This window comes from Sphingomonas sp. IC081, assembly GCF_006874585.1.
Classification (GTDB): domain Bacteria; phylum Pseudomonadota; class Alphaproteobacteria; order Sphingomonadales; family Sphingomonadaceae; genus Novosphingobium.
In genome coordinates this window covers 487,338-505,925 of sequence record NZ_CP029762.1, presented here as the reverse complement: position 1 = coordinate 505,925, position 18,588 = coordinate 487,338, and the positions used below count along the sequence as shown (strand labels likewise).

13 protein-coding genes are annotated in these 18,588 nt (G+C 66.4%); 7 read left to right on the top strand and 6 right to left on the bottom strand.

What is annotated here, in order from left to right; genetic code table 11:
* Nucleotides 1-63: 63 nt before the first annotated feature.
* From bcsD to DM450_RS20475, 5 genes are read right to left on the bottom strand one after another with little or no spacing between them, the layout of a single operon-like run.
* The gene (bcsD, locus tag DM450_RS20495) at nucleotides 64-525 is read right to left on the bottom strand and encodes a cellulose biosynthesis protein BcsD (RefSeq protein ID WP_142638662.1); all 462 of its coding nucleotides are present in this window, start codon (nucleotides 523-525) and stop codon (nucleotides 64-66) included.
* Nucleotides 522-3,977: a cellulose biosynthesis protein BcsC gene (locus DM450_RS20490; protein ID WP_142638659.1), complete on the bottom strand. Its 3,456-nt coding sequence runs from the start codon at nucleotides 3,975-3,977 to the stop codon at nucleotides 522-524. Before DM450_RS20490 ends, bcsD begins: the two co-directional genes overlap by 4 nt.
* Nucleotides 3,974-8,464 carry a UDP-forming cellulose synthase catalytic subunit gene (gene bcsA, locus DM450_RS20485; protein ID WP_142638657.1) on the bottom strand — a complete coding sequence of 1,497 codons (4,491 nt, stop codon included), beginning with the start codon at nucleotides 8,462-8,464 and terminating at the stop codon, nucleotides 3,974-3,976. The genes DM450_RS20490 and bcsA overlap by 4 nt, the downstream gene beginning before the upstream one ends.
* Nucleotides 8,461-9,198 (bottom strand): cellulose synthase operon protein YhjQ/BcsQ, encoded by a 738-nt coding sequence (locus DM450_RS20480; protein ID WP_142638655.1) that lies wholly within the window; start codon nucleotides 9,196-9,198, stop codon nucleotides 8,461-8,463. Before DM450_RS20480 ends, bcsA begins: the two co-directional genes overlap by 4 nt.
* Nucleotides 9,198-9,614, bottom strand: a complete 417-nt coding sequence (locus DM450_RS20475) for a hypothetical protein (protein ID WP_142638653.1) — start codon at nucleotides 9,612-9,614, stop codon at nucleotides 9,198-9,200. Before DM450_RS20475 ends, DM450_RS20480 begins: the two co-directional genes overlap by 1 nt.
* Before the next feature lie 370 nt (nucleotides 9,615-9,984).
* Between DM450_RS20475 and DM450_RS20470 the strand changes: the two genes are divergently transcribed.
* Nucleotides 9,985-11,886: a bifunctional diguanylate cyclase/phosphodiesterase gene (locus DM450_RS20470; RefSeq protein ID WP_260610637.1), complete on the top strand. Its 1,902-nt coding sequence runs from the start codon at nucleotides 9,985-9,987 to the stop codon at nucleotides 11,884-11,886.
* Nucleotides 11,887-11,991: 105 nt separating this feature from the next.
* Nucleotides 11,992-13,323: a metal-dependent hydrolase family protein gene (locus DM450_RS20465; protein WP_142638649.1), complete on the top strand. Its 1,332-nt coding sequence runs from the start codon at nucleotides 11,992-11,994 to the stop codon at nucleotides 13,321-13,323.
* A 56-nt stretch (nucleotides 13,324-13,379) separates the two neighbouring features.
* On the opposite strand, the gene DM450_RS20460 is transcribed toward DM450_RS20465, so the two are convergent.
* Nucleotides 13,380-14,675 (bottom strand): sugar MFS transporter, encoded by a 1,296-nt coding sequence (locus tag DM450_RS20460; protein WP_142638647.1) that lies wholly within the window; start codon nucleotides 14,673-14,675, stop codon nucleotides 13,380-13,382.
* 365 nt (nucleotides 14,676-15,040) lie between these two features.
* Here DM450_RS20460 and DM450_RS20455 point away from each other — a divergent pair, with 365 nt between their 5' ends.
* From DM450_RS20455 to arsB, 5 genes are all read left to right on the top strand, one after another.
* Entirely contained in the window at nucleotides 15,041-16,033 is a 993-nt protein-coding gene (locus DM450_RS20455; protein ID WP_142638645.1) for a LacI family DNA-binding transcriptional regulator, read from the top strand.
* 75 nt (nucleotides 16,034-16,108) lie between these two features.
* A complete protein-coding gene (locus DM450_RS20450) occupies nucleotides 16,109-16,438 on the top strand; it encodes an ArsR/SmtB family transcription factor (RefSeq protein ID WP_142638643.1) in 330 nt (109 codons plus the stop codon).
* A gap of 10 nt (nucleotides 16,439-16,448) precedes the next feature.
* Nucleotides 16,449-16,862 carry an arsenate reductase (glutaredoxin) gene (arsC, locus tag DM450_RS20445; RefSeq protein WP_142638640.1) on the top strand — a complete coding sequence of 138 codons (414 nt, stop codon included), beginning with the start codon at nucleotides 16,449-16,451 and terminating at the stop codon, nucleotides 16,860-16,862.
* Nucleotides 16,859-17,395, top strand: a complete 537-nt coding sequence (locus DM450_RS20440) for a GNAT family N-acetyltransferase (RefSeq protein WP_142638638.1) — start codon at nucleotides 16,859-16,861, stop codon at nucleotides 17,393-17,395. Before arsC ends, DM450_RS20440 begins: the two co-directional genes overlap by 4 nt.
* A gap of 4 nt (nucleotides 17,396-17,399) precedes the next feature.
* The gene (gene arsB, locus DM450_RS20435; RefSeq protein WP_142638636.1) at nucleotides 17,400-18,431 is read left to right on the top strand and encodes an ACR3 family arsenite efflux transporter; all 1,032 of its coding nucleotides are present in this window, start codon (nucleotides 17,400-17,402) and stop codon (nucleotides 18,429-18,431) included.
* Nucleotides 18,432-18,588: the final 157 nt, after the last annotated feature.

Sequence of the window (18,588 nt, the reverse complement as noted above, 5' to 3'; positions counted from 1 at the left end):
CTTGCGACTGTCACGAATTCGGCGTCGTTTGCCTGGGCCGTAAACCCATAACCGCCAAAAGATTTACCGACCGTGACGCACTTCCATGATGTCATCCTTCCAAAGCGCCTTGGTCGTCAGCGCGGCGCCGCTGCCCAGCGCGCGGAACCAGGCGTCGTAGGCGCCTTCGAGAATGCCCAGAAGCATCGCCTGCCAGGCATGACGCAGGTCGGGCACCACCGGTTCCGGCAAGCGGGCATGGCGCACGACGATCGCATCCTCACCCACGACGAGTTCGATCTGGCCCCAGTCCAGATCGCGCCAATAGGCGTTGATCCGGGTTTCGAGCACGCCGACGTCGCTGACGTCATCCAGCGGGACCAGCGCGGCGACGCGCCTGCCCACCGAGGAAAAGAACGCCCGCGCCTGCGCCGGCGGCGCGCGCTCGCCGATCTCCGCGGCGGTAAGGGTTGCCAGCAAGGCGACGCCGCCGATGCCGGAAACGTCGGTATCGTGCCTGGGTGGTGGAAATGACTGGAACTTCATCTGCCCGTGTTCCCGAAGTTCTGCCTGACGCTGAACAAGCTACGGAACTCGTTATAGGTTCCGAAGGTATTATAGCTTGTTTCGCCCCCGATCCGTGTTGTTGGCGATATCTTGTAATAAAGCGACAGCAGCGCGGAGAGCGCGAAGCCGGTCTTGCTGCTCTCGTCGTAGAAGGAGCGGACGTCGTTATCGTCCGCCTTGGCATCGTCGAGGTGCCCCTGCAGGTCCGCATCCGTGGGATAGAGCGGGCTGGCATCCTGGCTGTAGCTCTGGAAGCCGGGGGTGAACGAGGCGCGCATGTCGAACCGGTCGTTATTCAGGGTGTAGTTGACCGGGAAGCCCACCGAGATGAAGCTTTGCGGGCTGAAGTAGCCGCCGTTGCCCCAGGTGAAGTAGTTCTGGCTCTTGTCGTAGTCCTGGTAATTGACGTTGAGCCCGACTGTGAGTGCCGAATGCGGGCTGGCATAGGCCCGCAGGTAACCGCCGACGTTGGCCTCGAAGCCGTCATTGCGCACGACCCTGGTCCCGTTGAACCGGTAGTAGCGCCCCTCGCCATAGACGCCGCTGCCATCGCGGTCGTAGGACAGGCCGCCGCCGAAGCCGGTGCGCATGACCTGGCCCCAACGCTCCTTGCTGACGGGATCGACGACGCCGGCATAGGACAGCACGCTGTCGGTCACCGGCTTGCGTTCGGCCACCGCGCTCACCCGGAAGCCGGGGCTCACTTCTGGAGTGACGGCGCCGCGGAAGGTGACCTTGGTCTTGCCCATGCCGATCGGCGTGGTGCCCGCTTCGGCCTGGGCAAAATCGCTTTCGTAGCCGGCCGAGAAGGCCACGCCAGAGGCATTGACGCTGCCGGGACCGTCGAACTGCGCCTCCGTCTGGGCGACGATGTTGTCGGCCTCGATCGTGGCGTTCTGGCCGAACCGCGCCTGCCCGGACTTGCTGGGCGAACCGGCGTCGAGCACGGTCGCCTCGGCCTTGGCATAGACGCGGCCGGTCGGCACGTCGGTGGAGAAGCGGACCGAGCCCTTGATCTCGTCGAGGCGGCTCAGTCCCTTTTCGCCCGAGCGCTGGCGGTAGCCGGTATCGACATCGACACGCGGTCCGGTTTCCTGCGTCAGGTTGGCGAGCTGGGACTGGATCTGGGCCATGACCGGATCGGCGGGATAGGCGCTCGCCGCGTCTGCCGGGACCGGCTCGGACATGTAAGGCGAGGAATAGGCGATCGCTCCGCCTGCCGGGCTGGCTCCTGCGCCGCTTGCCAACGGGGCCTGATAGGGCGCGGCGGCATAGGCCTGGGCAGGCGCATAGGCTGGCGCAGCGGCCGAGGGCAGCCGGGTGCCGGAACCCAGGGCAAACGGATTGACCGCCTGCGGCGCCGCTACGGCCTGGTTGCGGAACGGATTGGCGCCGCCGGCCGGGCTCATCGCTGCAAAGGGATTGCCGCCTGCCAGCCCGTCGATCGAGGTGCCGCCCTGGCGGGCGGTGTAGAGCGCACGCGCTTCCTTGAGGTAGCGCGCCGCGGCACGGTTGTTCCCCCGTGACTGTTCGATGCGCGCGATGGTCATGCGCACTTCGTAGTCCTGCGGGAAGGCCCGCAGCACATCGTTCTGCGCCTTGCGTGAAAGGTCGTCGTCGCCGGCCGCCTGCGCGGTATCGGCCAGTCCGAGCAGGGCGTCGCGGTCCCCCGGCTTGCGGGCGAGCACCAGCTGCCAGGCCTGCGCCGCGCGTGCCGGCATCCGGCCGCTCTGGTAGAGGCGGGCAAGCCCGGCCAGCACGTCCATGTTGTCGGGTGCGGCGCTCCAGGCGGATTGCAGGATATCGAAGGATTCGGCAAAACGCCCCTCGAGCCGGGCGCGGTCGGCCTGCGAGACCATCAGCGCCCCGTTCATCCGGGCATAGGCGCGCTGGCTGTCCGCCGAGCCGCCGGCCAGCGATCCGGCGCGTTGCAGCATGTCGCGGGCAAGATCGTCGCGGCCGACGCGGGCCAGCGTGCCGATCAGCCCTTCATAGTCCTCGATGCCGGTGGCATTGCCGTGCGTCGCATTTTCCGCGACGGCAGCGGCACCGGCCGTATCGCCGAGGTCATAGAGCGCATTGGCGATCGCGGCCTGCTTGCCCACCGGAATGCCGCTCATCGAGCCGAGCTGGCGCAGGGAGGCGAGGGCCTGCGCGCTCTGGCCCGAAGCGCCCATGGCCTTGGCACGGGCGATTGCCTCGTCGGTCTTCACGCCCACCGCGAAACTGCGCATCTGGGCGGTGCGCTGGGTTTCCGGGATCATGTCGATGAGGCGGCTGGCCTCGGCCGGGCGGTCGAGGTCGGCGTTGAGCAGCGCGGCGGCATAAAGCGCGTCGGGCTTGCCCTTGGATACCAGGGAACGCAGCAAGGCCTCGGCTTCCGGGACGCGGCCGCGCTTGATGTTGAACTCGGCAAATTCGTAGCGGATCCACGGATCCTCGGGATCGGCGACAAGGCCGTTCTGGAACTCGCGCGTGGCGCCCAGGTCGTCCCCGGCAGCGGCGGCGGCAAGCGCGCGGCTGCGTGCCGCGCTGACCTGCAGGCGCCGGTCGTCGGCGCTGCTGGCGTTTCCGGTTTGCCCTGCCTGCCGATAGAGTTCGGCGGCATCGGCATGGCGGCCCTGCTGCTCGTAGATGTTGGCGAGCAGTTCGACCGCCGGGCCGGACTGCGGATAACCGGAGTGGACCAGCGCTTCGGCGGTGGTCTGCGCCGCCGTCAGATCGCCGCGCGCCAGGGCATCGCGGGCCTCGCCAAGGCCGGCAAAGAAGCGCGCTGCGGCAAGGCCGCTGCTCCATTGCTCGGCGCGGCCGAGGCGCGAGGCCTGCCCCAGCAGATCGGCCGATTCCGCAAAGCGGCTCTGGCGCAGGCGCACGATGCCAAGTCCGCCAAGCGCATCGGCATCGCGCGGATTGACCGCGAGCGCGCGCTGGAACTGGCTGGCCGCGCCGTCGAGGTCGCCCTTTTCAATAGCCGCGAAACCGGCCACGCGGGCCTGCCCGGCGCGGTTGCTGGCGGAGGAGGGGGCGGGTTTGGCCTGTGCGGGTTTGGTCTGTACAGGTTTGGCCGGGGTTGGGCCGGGCCGCGATGCCGAGGCCGCATTGCCGGTCTGGCGCGGCTGAGCGGGTTTGGCAGATGCAGTGGCGGCGGGTTTCGCCGCAGCCGGAGCGGCGGGCGTGGGAGCCGCCTTGCCACCGCCGTTCATGGCCTGGGCCACGGCCGGATTGTTGGGATCGAGCGCGCGGGCACGGCGCAAGGCCTGCTGGGCCAGATCCTCGCGCCCCTTGGAGCGCCAGTAGCGGGCCTGCTGCAGCAGCGCGGCGACGCCGCTATCCTGCGCCGAGGCGACACCCACGCTCACCACTTCCGCCCCGGTCGAGGCGAGCAGCAGCGCCAGGCAGGCCAGGCGCAGGGGTTTGCGGGCTACGGTCATGCGGTATCGTCCGTATTGCCGAGGCGGCGGGCAGCCTGGCCGCGGAAGTAGAGATAGGCAGGCCCTGCCAGCAGCACGGCAAGGGCAAGCGCGAAGATCGCCATCAGCATCGGCCGCTGGCTGAACCAGTAGGCCAGCTTCATCCAGACCGGCAGCGAGCCGGTCCAGTAACGGTCGCCGATCGCGAAGCTGGCCATGCCGTCGCCCTTGGTGACCGCGAGATCACCCTGGATCGAGGCGTTGAACTTCACGTCGGCCATGCCGTCGACGAGGCCGGGAAGGGCCGAGGGATCGTCGGCCAGGACGGCAACGACCGTGCGGTCCGAGGCGTAAGGCGAGCGGAAGCTGACGATGCCGGAAAAGCCCCGGGCGTTGTAGACCATCGGTGCCGCGTCGGCGGGATCGTCACTGCGCGTGCCGCCGAAGAGCGACGTGACGTATTGCAGCGGCGAGCGTTCCGAAACCTGGAGATGGCCGTTCACGAAACGCACCGGGGCGCTGTCGAACAGGGTGCCGCCGGCGAGCTGCGAGCCGCCGATCACCAGCAGGTCCTGGCTGTCGAGCCGCGAGGGATCGACGCTGGAGGTGATCGTGATCGCCGTTACCGGCACGCCGGTGGAATCGCCGAAGCGGCCCATCAGCCCGAGGAACGCCTCGACCGTCGCCGCCGAGGGGGCATCGGCCATCACGACGGTCGTCTCGGCAAGGTCGGGCGCCACCGTGAAGGGGAAACCGGCACCCGCGAACGTGGCGAGATCGGGCATCATGATCGCGTGGTAGGCGCTGGAGAAGTCGATCGTGCTGTCCGGATCAAGCGACGTGCGCACGTTTTCGGGCAGGGTGCCGGTACATTTCATCTTGTCGGCAATGACCATGTTGTAGTCGAACGTCAGTTCGTTCTGGCCGAACAGGTTGTAGCGCGGCAGCGGCAGCGACGCCGTGGAATCCTGGCTGCGCACGCCGTTCGCACCGAACAGTGCGCTCCACCAGGTGGAGCCCATCGGCAGCGACTTGAGGTACTGGCCGTTGAGCGAGACGTCGAGGCGCGAGGCGCGCTTGTCGAGCCACTGGGCGACCGGATAGCGATAGCCGAGGCTCAGCTTGCCGCCTTCACGCGGCCAGAAGAACAAATCGGGCGCGACGCGGAAGCTGGTGGTCAACGGGCCGGGGCGGAAGCCCATGCCCTGAAGCGCGTAGGCGGGCATGATCTCGCCCAGCTTTACCGGCCGGTCTGTCGAGACCCAGCGCAGCGCGCCGTATCGCTTCCAGGCCGGGATGCGGACGTCGTCGAAGTTCATGCGCTGGCCGCCGAACACGCCGCGCCCCAGCGCCACGGCTCCGGCGGCGAGGCGCAGTTCGCCGTCGCTGCGGCCCATCAGCACCAGCAGGGTACCCGAAGGATCGGCCGGGTTGCGCATGACGGCGGCCGAAGCGCCGCTGGGCGGCGCGATGGCGAGGCCGGGGATCGATTGGCCCTGCTTGAGGAAGACCACCGCATTGCCCTTGGGCAAGGCGCCGAAGACCGGCTTGAACGAGAAGCCCCGGTAGCTGGCGAGCGACCCCAGCCAGGAGGCGGTGGCCGCTGCCGCTTCCAGCTCGCCCTTGCGGGGCTGGCCGGCAAACACGAAGGGCACCGTCAGCGGCAGGTTCTGCCCCTTGTCGAAGAAGGGCAGCGGCATGCGCGCAAGGTCAGGCGCAAAGGGCAGTGGCTGATACTGGAAATCGATCCACGAGCGCACGTTGCTGATATTCGCCCAGAGTACCGAGTTGAACGGATCCTCGCAGTCGGTCGCGTAGTGGCCGACCAGGCGCAAGTTGAGCTGGTTGTCGCCCGGCAGGAACAGCGCGGGGTTGATCGCGATGCGCAGCGCGCGGCCGCCGGCATCGGCACGGGAGAGCGGGATCGTCTGCACCGCCTCGCCGTTGAGGATCACTACCAGGTGGCTCATGCTGTCGAGCATCATCGGCGACCAGGCCATCTGCAGGGTCATGACCGCCGAAGTCACCACACGGTCCTGACGCATGCCGAACGGTATGCCGATTTCCCCCTGGGTGCCCTGGAGGCGAATCGGGGTGGTGATGCGCATGTCCTTGAGCGTCAGCCGCTCCGCAATGGTGCCGGCCGCGGGCGCGGCTCCGGCCCCGGCTTCACCGTCGGCCGCAGCGGCGGCGGGCTTTGCCGGAACGGGCGCGGCGTGCACCTCGCGCGAGCCGAGCACGATCGTCGCCAGACCGAGCGCGAGTGCGCAGGCCAGCGCGGCTGCCTTGCCGAGGCTGATGCCCCGTGTCTTGCGGGTCGGCGAGGGCGAAACAGAGGCAGGGGCGGACGGCGTGGCCGCGACAGGGGCCGAAGGCGCGATGAGTGCGGCTAGCTCGGCTTCCCGGCGCATGGCGCGGCGTTCGGCAAAATTGAGGCGAAGCATACGTTTAATGGTCACCATGTCGACGATGATGATGTCGGCCAGCGAACGCAGGCCGGTCACCTGGACGTGCGGCGAGGCCGGTTGCCAGGCATCCGCACGGCCCATCACGGCGCGCACGAGGTGGCGTCCGGCCAGGACGTCAAGCTGTTCGAAGCGCACGAAGGCGCGGTCGCCGGTCGTGCGCAGGGTTTCCACCGGGATCGACAGGACTTCGTCGCCCATCGCCATGGTGATGTGCCGCACGGCATTGTCTCCCGCCGGTCGTCCTTGCGGCAGGGCAAGGGCGGCGCCGCCCATCGAGATGTCGAGGGTGCGCGTTTCCAGCACGTGCCCCGATGCGAGATAGGCCGTTACCGGCAGCTCCACGGGAATGCGGATGTCCTTGCGGGCCTGGCGGGTTTCGCGCGCCACCGAAACGGCGGCGATCAGGATCACGAGACTGAACACGGCCCACGAGATGTTCAGCACCAGCGTGTCGGTCTGGACGTTGAACATGTAGGGGAAAAACGCCCATTTGATCACGGCCAGCGCGATCCCGGCCAGCAGCAGGCCGATGGTGATGAGGTGAGGCTTGACGATCGCCCAGTCGAAATAGGTGCGATCGAGCAGGCTGCCCTTGTCGGTGACGTTGAACTTGCCCTTGCGGGGCTGGAACCATGTCATCAAGGTCGGCTTGACGAGGTGGAAGGCCAGAATGGTCTCGTAGACCTCGCCCCAGAACGGCCGCCGGTCCGCCCCTTGCGCGCGCAAGTTCGAGGCCGAGGCGCAGAACAGGTGCGGCAGGGCATAGGCGAAGATCAGCGAGGCCGAGGCCTGGATGATGTTGAGGCCAAAGATCAGGTAGGCGAGCGGACTGGTCAGGAAGGCGATGCGCGGCAGCGGATACTGGAAGTGCAGCATCGCGTTGAGGTAGCAGAGGCGCTGCTGCCAGGTGAGGCCGGGGCCGAACAGCGGATTGTCGATGCGCAGGATCTGCGTCATCCCGCGCGCCCAGCGGATGCGCTGGCCGACGTGCAGCACGAGCCGCTCGGTGGCGAGCCCGGCGGAAAGCCGCGCGCTGATGTAGGCGGTGTTCCAGCCGGTGCGCTGCAGCTTGAGCGCGGTGTGGGCGTCCTCGGTCACCGTTTCACCGGCGAAGCCATTGGTTTCCATCAGCGCTTCGCGGCGGATGATCGCGCAGGAGCCGCAGAAGAAGGCCGCGTTCCACAAGTCGTTGCCGCCCTGCACCGGGCCGTAGAACAAGTCGCCTTCGCCCGCCATGTCGTCGATCACGCCGGCGAGGTTGCGCTGGACCGGATCGGGCGAATACATGTGGTGCGGCGTCTGCAGCAGGGCGAGGCGCGGATCCTTCTGGAACCAGCCGACTGTGAGCTGGAGGAAGGCGCGGGTCGGCACGTGGTCGCAGTCGAAGATGGCGATGAGCTCGCCGTCGGTCTTTGTCATCGCCGCGTTGAGATTGCCCGCCTTGGCGTGCAGGTTGTTGTCGCGGGTGATGTAGCCGCAGCCTGCCTCACGCGCAAAGGCGCGGAATTCCGCGCGCTTGCCGTCGTCGAGGATAAAGACGCGGTAGCGGTCGGCCGGATAGTCCAGGTCCATCGCCGCGAACACCGTGTTGCGCACGATGTCGAGGCTTTCGTTGTAGGTCGGGATGTAGATATCGACCGTGGGCCATTCCTCGGAAGGGCCGTTGGGCTCGATCACCGGACGGTCGAGCGGCCAGCTGGTCTGCAGGAAGCCAAGCGCCAGGATCACCCAGGCGTAGAGTTCGGCGAGATAGAGCCCGCCGCCCAGCAGGAATTCGGGCAAAGTGCCGAAGGCCAGGGTCTGGGTCGTGCGCCAGAACATGTAGCGGGTCGACATCAGCAGCGCCAGCAGGCCAAGCGCCAGCGCGCCCTTCCGGCCCGGCCAGCGCCGCATGAGCAAGGTTCCGCCAACCGCGACGGCTGCGAAGATCCACTGCGCGTTGTTGTCGAGCGGCACGCTCACGACCAGCGCCGCGATCACCACGACCAGCGCGATCACGAGATAACGCAGTATTCCCCGCTGCAGAACCTTACCCGTCATGCAGCGCGGCTCGCCGCGGAGGGGGCGATCCAGACCGGATCGGTGGAATGAAGCGCGTCGACCAGCTTGGCCGAAATCGCGCGCACATCGCTGAGCGCGGCGCTGGCCGGGGCGTAGCGGGACAGCGGTTGCAGCATCGCCATGGCCTCGGGCACCGCTTCGTCGGAGCGGATGCGGCCGATCAGCCGCTGGCCGGCCAGCTCGCGCACGAAGGCGGCGCCGTGGCGGGACAGGCGGCGGGTCTCGTCAAGAGCGTTGATGACAAAGGCCGTGCGCGACAGGCCGTCGGTCCCGGCTTCGTCGAACATCTGCGGGAGCAGGGCGAGGCTGTCGGGCTGCACGGTCAGGGGGCAGACGTGGGCGCAGGCAGCCTGGGCGATGCGCCGGGCGGCGCGCCAGTCGCCTGACGGAACGTCCAGCACCATGACCCGGTCCTTGCCGGGCGATAGATAGCCAAGATCGTTCAGCATCGGCAGCAGGTCGGCGTCGTCGGCCGAACGGGTCCAGTGGCGCAAGTTGATGCCGCCGACCAGCACCGCCTCGTCGGCAGGCGCGGTCAGCGAAGGAAGGCTGATCGCCTGCGACAGGCCGAAATGAAGCGGCATGGTATCGCGCGCTGCAAACGTCAGCACGGTGACGTCGGCGCCTTCGGCGGACAGCCCCATCGCGAGATGCGCGGCGACAAAGGTCGTGCCGGTGCCGCCCTTGGGTCCGTGGCAGAGAATGACGGGCATCAGGCGTCTCCTTCGCGCGGAGCAGTGCCGGTGGCGGCACCTTCCGTCTCGACGGCGGCCGAAAGACGGCGCAGCAGCGCCCGGACGTCTCCCGACGAATCGGCGGGGCGCGGCGCGGGGGCAGAGGCTCTCGCAGCCGGTTCGGAGCCGTGTTCGTAGCGGCTGAAAAGGACCTGGATCTGTTCCTTGGGGGCTTCGGGCACCCGCTCGTCCGGGGCAGGAACTTCGCCAGTGCCGCGCGAGGCGGACTTGGAAACCTGCGGAGCGGCCTGATCCAGCGCCTGCAGGCGCGGATCGCGCAGCAAGGCCTCCAGGATCGGCCAGAGCTCCAGATCGGTAAACCGATCCTCGAATTCCTTGTAACTGAAATCGCTTCGGCCCAACCGGTCCAGAAGGTTTCTTGCATCAATCCGCATGGTGCCAGGTCCCCAGTCTCTTCCGCCATACTGATTAAAAGTGGTTAATATACTGTAAAATCACGCTGCAAAGCGATTTCGACAAAATCCGCGCATTTCGTTGTGCATTGCGGCATCCCACCGCCGGTCGCGGTGTGCGCGGGAGCGGTCAATCAAGCGCTCCAATTCGATTGGGCTGCGGTGATTTATTCCCATATTTCCAAGTAAATACATGGCAATTTTTAAAGACTTGTTGGACCTGCTCACGTTGCCTGCCCAGAGATTACGACTGTTATCTTATTTTTATGAAAGGGCGCATCAAATTGAGCGTCGCGTCCGCAATCGGGAACAATCTGCCTATAACGAAGATTTGACGTCAGAGGATCAAGACGTGGACAAGGAAGGCCTGCCCGACCTGCCGGTGGCGCAATTCCTGCGCCTTCGGCGGCATATCCCGCCGCTGTACGGCGTGCTGGCGGTCAACGCGGCAGCGCTCGCTTATACGCACCGTCACGTTGCACCGCCCTACCTGACGGTGGCGGTTGCCGGACTGCTTGTGCTTGCCTGTCTTCAGCGCATCTACGCCTGGACCCGCCCTATCGATCCTGCTGCGATCACCGGCGACCAGGCGCGCGCCATCATGCGCCGCACGACTGTGCTCGGCATCACGATGACGCTGGGATTCCTGATCTGGGCGCTGGCGCTCGATCAGTACGGCACGCCGGCCCAGCAGGGGCACGTGATGCTGTTCATTGCCGCCACTTTGCTGGGATGCATCTTCTGCCTCACTTATCTGCCCACAGCTGCGGTGGCGATCTCGATGATCGCGATCGGCCTGTTCACGCTCTATTGCGTGCAGCAGGGCAGTGAGGAGCGGTTGTCGATCGCCTGCTCAACCGGCCTGATCACCATCCTCATCCTGTTTGTCGTGCGCGACTGCTTCGCCTCGTTCGTCAGTCTGGAGGAATCGCGCAGCGCCCTGATCGTCGGCCAGCGCCGGGCGGAGCGCCTCGAAGCCGACAGTGCGCGCCTGGCACGTACCGACGCGCTGACCCAATTGCCGAACCGGCGGCGATTCTTCGAGGAACTCGAGGCATTGCTGAGCGGGGCGACGACGGAGACCCGCTTTTCGATCGGGTTGCTGGATCTCGACGGCTTCAAGCCGGTCAACGATACGCACGGCCATGCCCAGGGTGACCGGCTGCTGGCGATGATCGGGGACCGTCTGGCCGCCGTGTGCAAGGCGCACGAACCGGGCGTCAGTGTCGCAAGACTGGGGGGCGATGAATTCGGCTTCATCATCCAGGCCGAAATCGACGAGGCCTGCGACTTCATGCAAGGGGTCTGCCGGGTGGTGCAGGAGCCGGTGCCGCTGGACGGCATGCAGATCGCGGTCGGCGCCTCCGGCGGTGTCGCCGCCTATCCGCTTTCGGGCACCGATGCCAACAAGCTGTTCGACCGCGCCGACTTTGCGCTTTATCACGCCAAACGGCACCAGCGCGGCCACTGCGTGAAATTCTCCCACCTGTTCGAGCAGATCATCCGCGCCGATCAACTGGTCGAATCCGCGTTGCAAACGGCCGATCTCGCCCAGGAGATCGCGCTGGTCTTCCAGCCGATCTACGACATCCAGAGCAAGGCGGCGGTCTGCGTCGAGGCGCTTGCCCGCTGGACCTCTCCGGTCGCCGGGCCGGTTCCGCCGGAAACCCTGGTCTCGGCGGCCGAGAAGCTCGGCATCCTGCGCGTCGTCACGCTCGCGCTGTTCGACCGCGCGATTGCCGCCTGTGCGCAATTGCCCGCGCACCTCAGGGTTTCGTTCAACCTTTCCGCGGGAGACCTTGCCAATCCGGAGACGGTCGACGCGATCCTCGATGCCATGACCCGCAGCGGGCAACCGGGCAGGCGGTTCATCTTCGAGATCACCGAAACCGCCCTGATCTCGAGCTTCGCAACGGCGGTGCGCGAGATCGAGCGCCTGCGCGCGTCCGGCGCCAAGATCGCGCTGGATGATTTCGGCACGGGTTTTTCCAGTTTCAATTCGCTGCAGGAACTGCCGCTCGACATCCTGAAGATCGACAAGACCTTTACCGGACGGATCGAGGATCCGGCAGGGCGCCGGGTCATCCGGGGGATCCTGTCGCTGGCGCACTCGATGTCGCTGAAATGCGTGATCGAGGGGCTGGAAACCGAGGGTCAGCTGGAAGCGGCGCGCGAACTGGGGTTCCGCTACGGGCAGGGCTATTGCCTGGCACGTCCCGCCGCACTGGCCGAAATCGGCGCACGGATCGCCTGAGCAACACGCAAGGCGGGGACGACCGACGGCGGCTGCCTGAAAACACATTGACTGCGGCAAAGCGCCGGGCAACCGTGTTTTCACACTATTTCAGGGGGCTGTGCAATGAACCGGAAAACACTCTCACGCCGCGTGACGAAACTCTCGTGCAGCTTGCTGGCGCTGGCCAGCGCGATCGGTACGGCCGATGCCCGCGACGTGGTGATCCACGCCGGGCGGCTGATCGACGGCACCGGCGCGGCGCCCCGGCAGAACGTGTCGATCCTCATCACCGACCAGCGCATCACCGCGATCCAGCCCGGATTCGTGACGCCTGCAGGCGCGGAGGTGGTCGACCTTTCGGACAAGACCGTCCTGCCCGGCCTGATCGACACCCACGATCACATCACGGCCGGCTGGCATGCCGGCGACCCGATCCGCAACAGCGTGACCCGGACCAACTACCAGGATGCCATCGAGGCCACCGTGTTCACCCGCAACACGTTGCTGGCCGGGTTCACCTCGGTTCGCGATTGCGGGGCCGACACGCAGGTTGTCGTCGCGCTCAAGAAGTCGATCGAGGATGGCGTGGTGCCGGGGCCGCGCATGTGGGTGGCCGGAACCCCGCTCGGCCCGACCGGCGGCCACGGCGACGCGGTCAACGGCTTGCGGCCCGAATTTGCCGACATCCCGCATGTCAGCGACAACGTGATCGACAGTCCCGATGCCGCGCGCCTCGCCGTGCGCCGCCTGAAGCGGGAAGGGGCGGACCTGATCAAGATCATGCCCTCGGGCGGCGTCATGTCGATCGGCGACGATCCGCGTCATCAGTTGATGACCGACGACGAGATCAAGGCGGTGATCGACACCGCCCATGCGCTGGGCATGAAGGTCGCGGCCCATGCCCACGGCAAGGACGCCATCGATCACACCATCGCGCTGGGCGTCGATTCCATCGAGCACGGTTCTTATGCGGACGCGGCCAGCTACAAGCTGTTCAAGCAGCACGGGGCCTATCTGGTGCCGACGATGCTGGTCGGCGAGCGGGTCTACCAGCGGGCCAGGGAGCACCCCGAGCAGCTCAACCCGTCAACGGCGGAAAAGGCGCTCGCCATCGCGCCGCTGCTGCGCCGTAACCTGCACGATGCATATGCCGCCGGTGTGAAGATCGCGTTCGGGACGGATACCTTCGGTCTTTCGAGCCACGGCGAGAATGCCCAGGAATTCGCGCTGCTGGTCGCGGCCGGGATGACACCGATGGATGCGATCAAGACCGCGACCGGCAATGCCGCGGACCTGCTGGGCAGCGCGGATGTCGGCACCCTTCAGGCGAGGCGTTATGCCGACGTCATCGCGGTGGACGGCGATCCGCTCAGCGATGTGAAGGTACTGGAGCACGTCGGTTTCGTCATGAAGGGCGGCGCGATCGTCAAGTCCGCCGGACAGCCGCAGATCTGATCGCACGAACCCCGGTCGCCGCACGGCGGCCGGGGATCGATGCACAGGCGGCCGGATCAGGCGGAGGCAGGGCGCCGGGCCACGATGCCGAAACCGGCAATCACCGCATAGCAGAGCGCGGGCAGCAGCAGCGCGATGCCGAGGTCGCCGCCGGTCAGGTCGGCAATGGCGCCGGTCGCCAGCGGCACCAGCGCGCCGCCGCAGATCGCGACATTGATGATGCCCGACCCATCCGCCGCGCGGGCGCCGAGCTTTTCGCAGGCCAGGCTGAAGATCGTCGGGAACATGATCGAATTCATCAGGCCGACCGCCAGCAGCGCGTAACCCGAGACATTGCCCGCCGTCGTTACCGAAAGCGCCAGCAGGGCGATCGCCATAGCCGCGTTGAAGGTGAGGACCAGCGCCGGGTTGAGCACCCGCAGCACCGCAGAGCCGACAAAGCGCCCGACCATCGCGCCGCCCCAGTAGAGGCCGATCAGCTTGCCGGCGGACTGTTCGGGCAGCGCCATGACGTGGGGCTGCATGAGATAGCTGACGATCAGCGAACCGATCGAGACTTCGGCGCCGACGTAGAGGAAGATGCAAAGCGCGCCATAGGAAAAGCGCGGGCGCTTCAGCAGGTCGAAACCGGCAAAGCCGTTATGATCGCCGTGCTGTTCGGGCGGCAGGCGATTGCGGAAGGTCCAGACCGCGAGGGCGACGAGCGCGAGGGCGAGGGCAATGCCGAGGTAGCCATGGACGATCGCCTGGCTTTCCGCGCGGCGGTAGGCATCCAGCGCTTCGCCCGTGAGGTCATGGGCGGAGACCTTGGCAAGGCTGCCGAGGATCAGCACCGAACCGGCGAACGGGAACAGCGTCGTCCCGAGCGAGTTGAAGGCCTGCGCGAAAGTCAGCCGCGAACTGGTCGTTTCCGGCTTGCCCAGCAGGCTGATCAGCGGATTGGCGACAACCTGGACGATGACCACGCCCGCCGCCAGCACGAAATAGGCAGCCAAAAACAGCCAGTAGGTAGCCGTCTGCGAAGCCGGAATGAAGGCGAGGCAGCCCAGGATCATGATCGCCAGCCCGGCAACCGCGCCGCGCATGTAGCCGACCTTGCGCACCAGCATCGCGCCGGGAATGCCGATTACCGCATAGGCGGTGAAAAAGCAGAACTGCACCAGCATCGCCTGCGTGTAGCCCAGCGTGAACAGTTCCTTGAGCTTGGGGATGATCACGTCGTTCAGGCTGGTGATGCCGCCGAAGATGAAGAACAGCGCCATGACAAAATAGCGCAGTTCAGGCGCGTCGACGTAGCCACCTGGCACTTCGTCGTTCGATTCGCTCTGCGGGATAGCGGATGTAAGGGCCATGAGGGCTCGACCTGTTGCTGGCGGGCGCGTGGGACGCGCGTTTCAGGACTACGTTTCAGGAACTTATGGGAATGTCCGATGGCCTGCGTCGCCGCTGGATGCCCCCCGGATGAGCCGCTGCGTGGAAGCCCCTCCTGGCGGTACCGTGCCGGCGTCCGGCTTTATTCTCCCATATCGTTCTTGTTGTTGTCATCCGGGTGCAGGCATCGCTTGCGCAAGACCTGCACCCGGGTGCCAACGCTGTCGGTTTTGGAGGAGATGACAACGTTGTACCGAGCGTCTAGCCTGCATCGGCACGGGGATCAAGTCCGTCTTGATGACCACAAGCCATTCTCAGGACGACGCGAGTGTGCCACACGTGACGGATGGCCAGTATTCGTGACGTTGCCGCCGCAGCCGGCGTTTCCATCAAGACCGTGTCCCGCGTTGTCAACAAGGCGCCGAACGTCAGCGAGGACCTGCGCAGCCGTGTGAGCGGGGCGATCGAACGTCTCGGCTATCGGCCCAATCAGTCGGCGCGGCGCCTGGCGGGAGGCCGCTCCTTCATGCTGGCGTTTCTCTACAACAATCCGACCCCCGGCTATACGTCGGCCCTCCAGGTCGGTGCGGCCAACCGGTGCCGCGAGCTTGGCTATCACCTCGTCGTCGAGCCGATGCCGCTGGACGGGCCGGAACGCTTCGAGATTCTCGACCGCCTCGTCGCCGCGCTGCGGCCTGACGGCGTGTTTCTGGCCCCGCCGCTGTCGGACGACAAGGCGCTGCTCCAGCATTTGTCCGAACTCAATCTGTCCTGTGCGCGGCTCGCCGGCTCGATCATGGCGGAAAGCTTCAACATCCCGACGCCGGAACGGGCGGCAGGGCGCATGATCGCCGACCATCTGATCGAACTTGGCCACCGGCGCATCGGCGTGATCACGCCGCCTGCCGGTCACCGGGCGGCACAGGCCCGCGTCGAGGGTTTTCGCGACGGGCTGAGCGCCGCGACGGGGCTTGCGCTAGACCCGACGTTTGTTGCCGGTGATTTTGACTTTGCCTCGGGCGAGCAGGCGGCGGGACAACTGCTCGCCCAGGATCCGCCGCCCACGGCGATCTTCGCCACCAACGATGCGATGGCGCTCGGGGTGATGACCTGCGCCCATCGGCGCGGGCTTAGAGTGCCGGCGGATCTCTCGATCGTCGGCTTTGACGATACGTCGGCCAGCGCCACCACCTGGCCGCCGCTCACCACGGTGCGCCAGCCGCTGGAGGAGATGGGCAGGGCGCTGGTCGATGCGCTGGTCGGCGACGTCGACGAGGCGCCGGAGTTCCGCTTCGAACTCGTGCGGCGCGAAAGTACCGGTCCAGCTCCGGCAAGGTGACCGGCGGAAGGAAGAGGCATCGAGATTAATCGATGGGTTGTTGACCGCACCTCATGCATCGAATAATATCGATGCATGGATACCGAATCCGCGCTCTCCATGCTTGCCGCGCTGGCTCACCCGACCCGGCTCGACGCCTTTCGCCTGCTGGTCCGCAACGAGCCGGATGGCCTTGCGACCGGCGCGCTGGTCGACGCCTCGCAGCTGAGCCAGAGCACCTTTTCCAGCCATCTCGCGATCCTGGCGAAAGCCGGTCTCGTGCAATCACGCAAGCAGGGGCGCCAACAGATCCAGCGCGCCGACATCGATGCGCTGCGGGCCTTGCTGGTCTACCTGGCCCGGGACTGCTGCGAGGGGCGCACCGAGCTTTGCGCACCGCTGCTGGCCGAACTCACCTGCTGCTGACGAGGCGACCATGACCGATATCGTGATCTATCATAATCCCGACTGCGGCACCTCGCGAAACACCCTCGCCATGATCCGCGGCGCCGGCATCGAACCGCATGTCGTCGAGTACCTGAAGACGCCGCCGAGCCGCGAACTGCTGGTTCAGCTCATCGCGCGGGCCGGCATCACCGCGCGCGCACTGCTGCGCGAGAAGGGCACTCCATTCGCGCAGTTGGGGCTGGGCGACGAAAGCCTTGCGGATGACGCGCTCATCGATGCGATGCTGGAGCATCCGATCCTGATCAACCGCCCGCTGGTTGTCGCTCCGCTTGGGGTAAAACTGTGCCGGCCTTCCGAAATGGTGCTCGACCTGCTCCCCGCCGGGGCGCTACCCGCTTTCGTGAAGGAAGACGGCGAGGTCGTGGGAACCAAAGGGCGATGACACCGTCGCTTCGCCCGGTCCGGCGCACCGACGCTGCGGCGATCGCCGAGATTTACGCCCATCACGTCCGCCATGGCACTGCGACGTATGACGTGGTGCCTCCGGGCCTAGCCGAAACCGAGGCGAAGATCCTGGCCATCACCGCGCGCGGCTGGCCCTTTCTCGTCGCCAGCCATGGGTCCGAACTGGTCGGCTATGCCTATGCCGCGCAGTTCCGTGACCGGCCCGCTTATGCCTATGCCTGCGAGGACAGCATCTACGTGGCCCATGACCGGCGTGGCGGCGGTATCGGCAAGGCCTTGCTGACAGGGTTGCTGGCGGCGGCCGAGGCCCACGGCTTTCGCTGCATGGTCGCGGTCATCGGCGGCGGCGAGCCTGCTTCGGTCGCGCTGCACGCGGCATGCGGTTTCGAGCACGCCGGGCGGCTGACCGGCATGGGCTGGAAGGCCGGGCGCTGGCTCGACACGGTCTATATGCAAATCGCGCTAGGGGAGGGCACCGGCTCGGCCCCCGACAATTCAACGATGGAATGATCGCATGTCGCTGTTCGAACGCTATCTTTCGCTGTGGGTGGCACTGTGCATCGTTGCCGGGATCACGCTTGGTCATCTGGCGCCAGCGGCATTCGCGGCCATCGCCGCGATGGAAGTGGCCAGGGTCAATCTCGTCGTTGCCGTGCTGATCTGGCTGATGATCGTGCCGATGCTCCTGCGGGTCGACTTCGGCGCGCTGCACAGCGTGCGCCGGCACTGGCGCGGCATCGGCGTGACACTGCTGGTGAACTGGGCGATCAAGCCGTTCTCGATGGCGCTGCTGGGGACAGCTTTCCTCGGCTATCTCTTTGCGCCGTTGCTGCCGGCCGGAGCCTCGTCGTCCTACATTGCAGGGCTGATCCTGCTGGCCGCGGCACCCTGCACGGCGATGGTATTTGTCTGGTCCAACCTCGTCGACGGAGAGCCGAACTACACCTTGAGCCAGGTCGCGCTGAACGACCTCATCATGGTCGTTGCTTTTGCGCCGCTGGTCGGCCTGCTGCTCGGGGTTGCATCGATAACGGTGCCCTGGAACACGCTGATGCTGTCCGTGGGCCTCTACATCGTGGTTCCGGTGCTTGTTTCGCAGGTGCTGCGCCGCGCCCTGCTGCGTGGTGGAGGTGCCCGCCTGGATCGTTTTCTCTCGGCGGTCGGACCGTTCAGCCTGGCCAGCCTCCTGCTGACCCTGGTCCTGCTGTTCGGTTTCCAGGGAGAGCAGATCGTGCGGCAGCCGCTGGTCATCGTGCTCATCGCGGTTCCGATCCTGTTTCAGGTCTATCTTAATGCCGGAATTGCCTACGGGCTCAGTCGGCGTCTGGGTGTGGACTGGTGCGTCGCTGGGCCATCGGCACTGATCGGCGCATCGAACTTCTTCGAACTGGCCGTCGCGGCAGCGATCAGCCTGTTCGGGCTCGGCTCCGGCGCGGCCCTGGCCACCGTGGTTGGCGTCCTGGTGGAAGTGCCTGTGATGCTGTCCATCGTCGCCATGGTGAAGCGCACGCGCCCCTGGTACGAGCGCGGTGTCACCGCAGGGTGAGCATCATTTAACATAAGATATATTATCAGTTCAATCCCGCCTAACGGCCTAATATCTGGCAGGTTGCCGGCGGCAATCGCTTCAGCGACTACGCCCGCATGGGCGCACCGCTGGTCGCGCTCGTCGCGGGCTGCGCGGCACTGACGCTTTCGCTGCT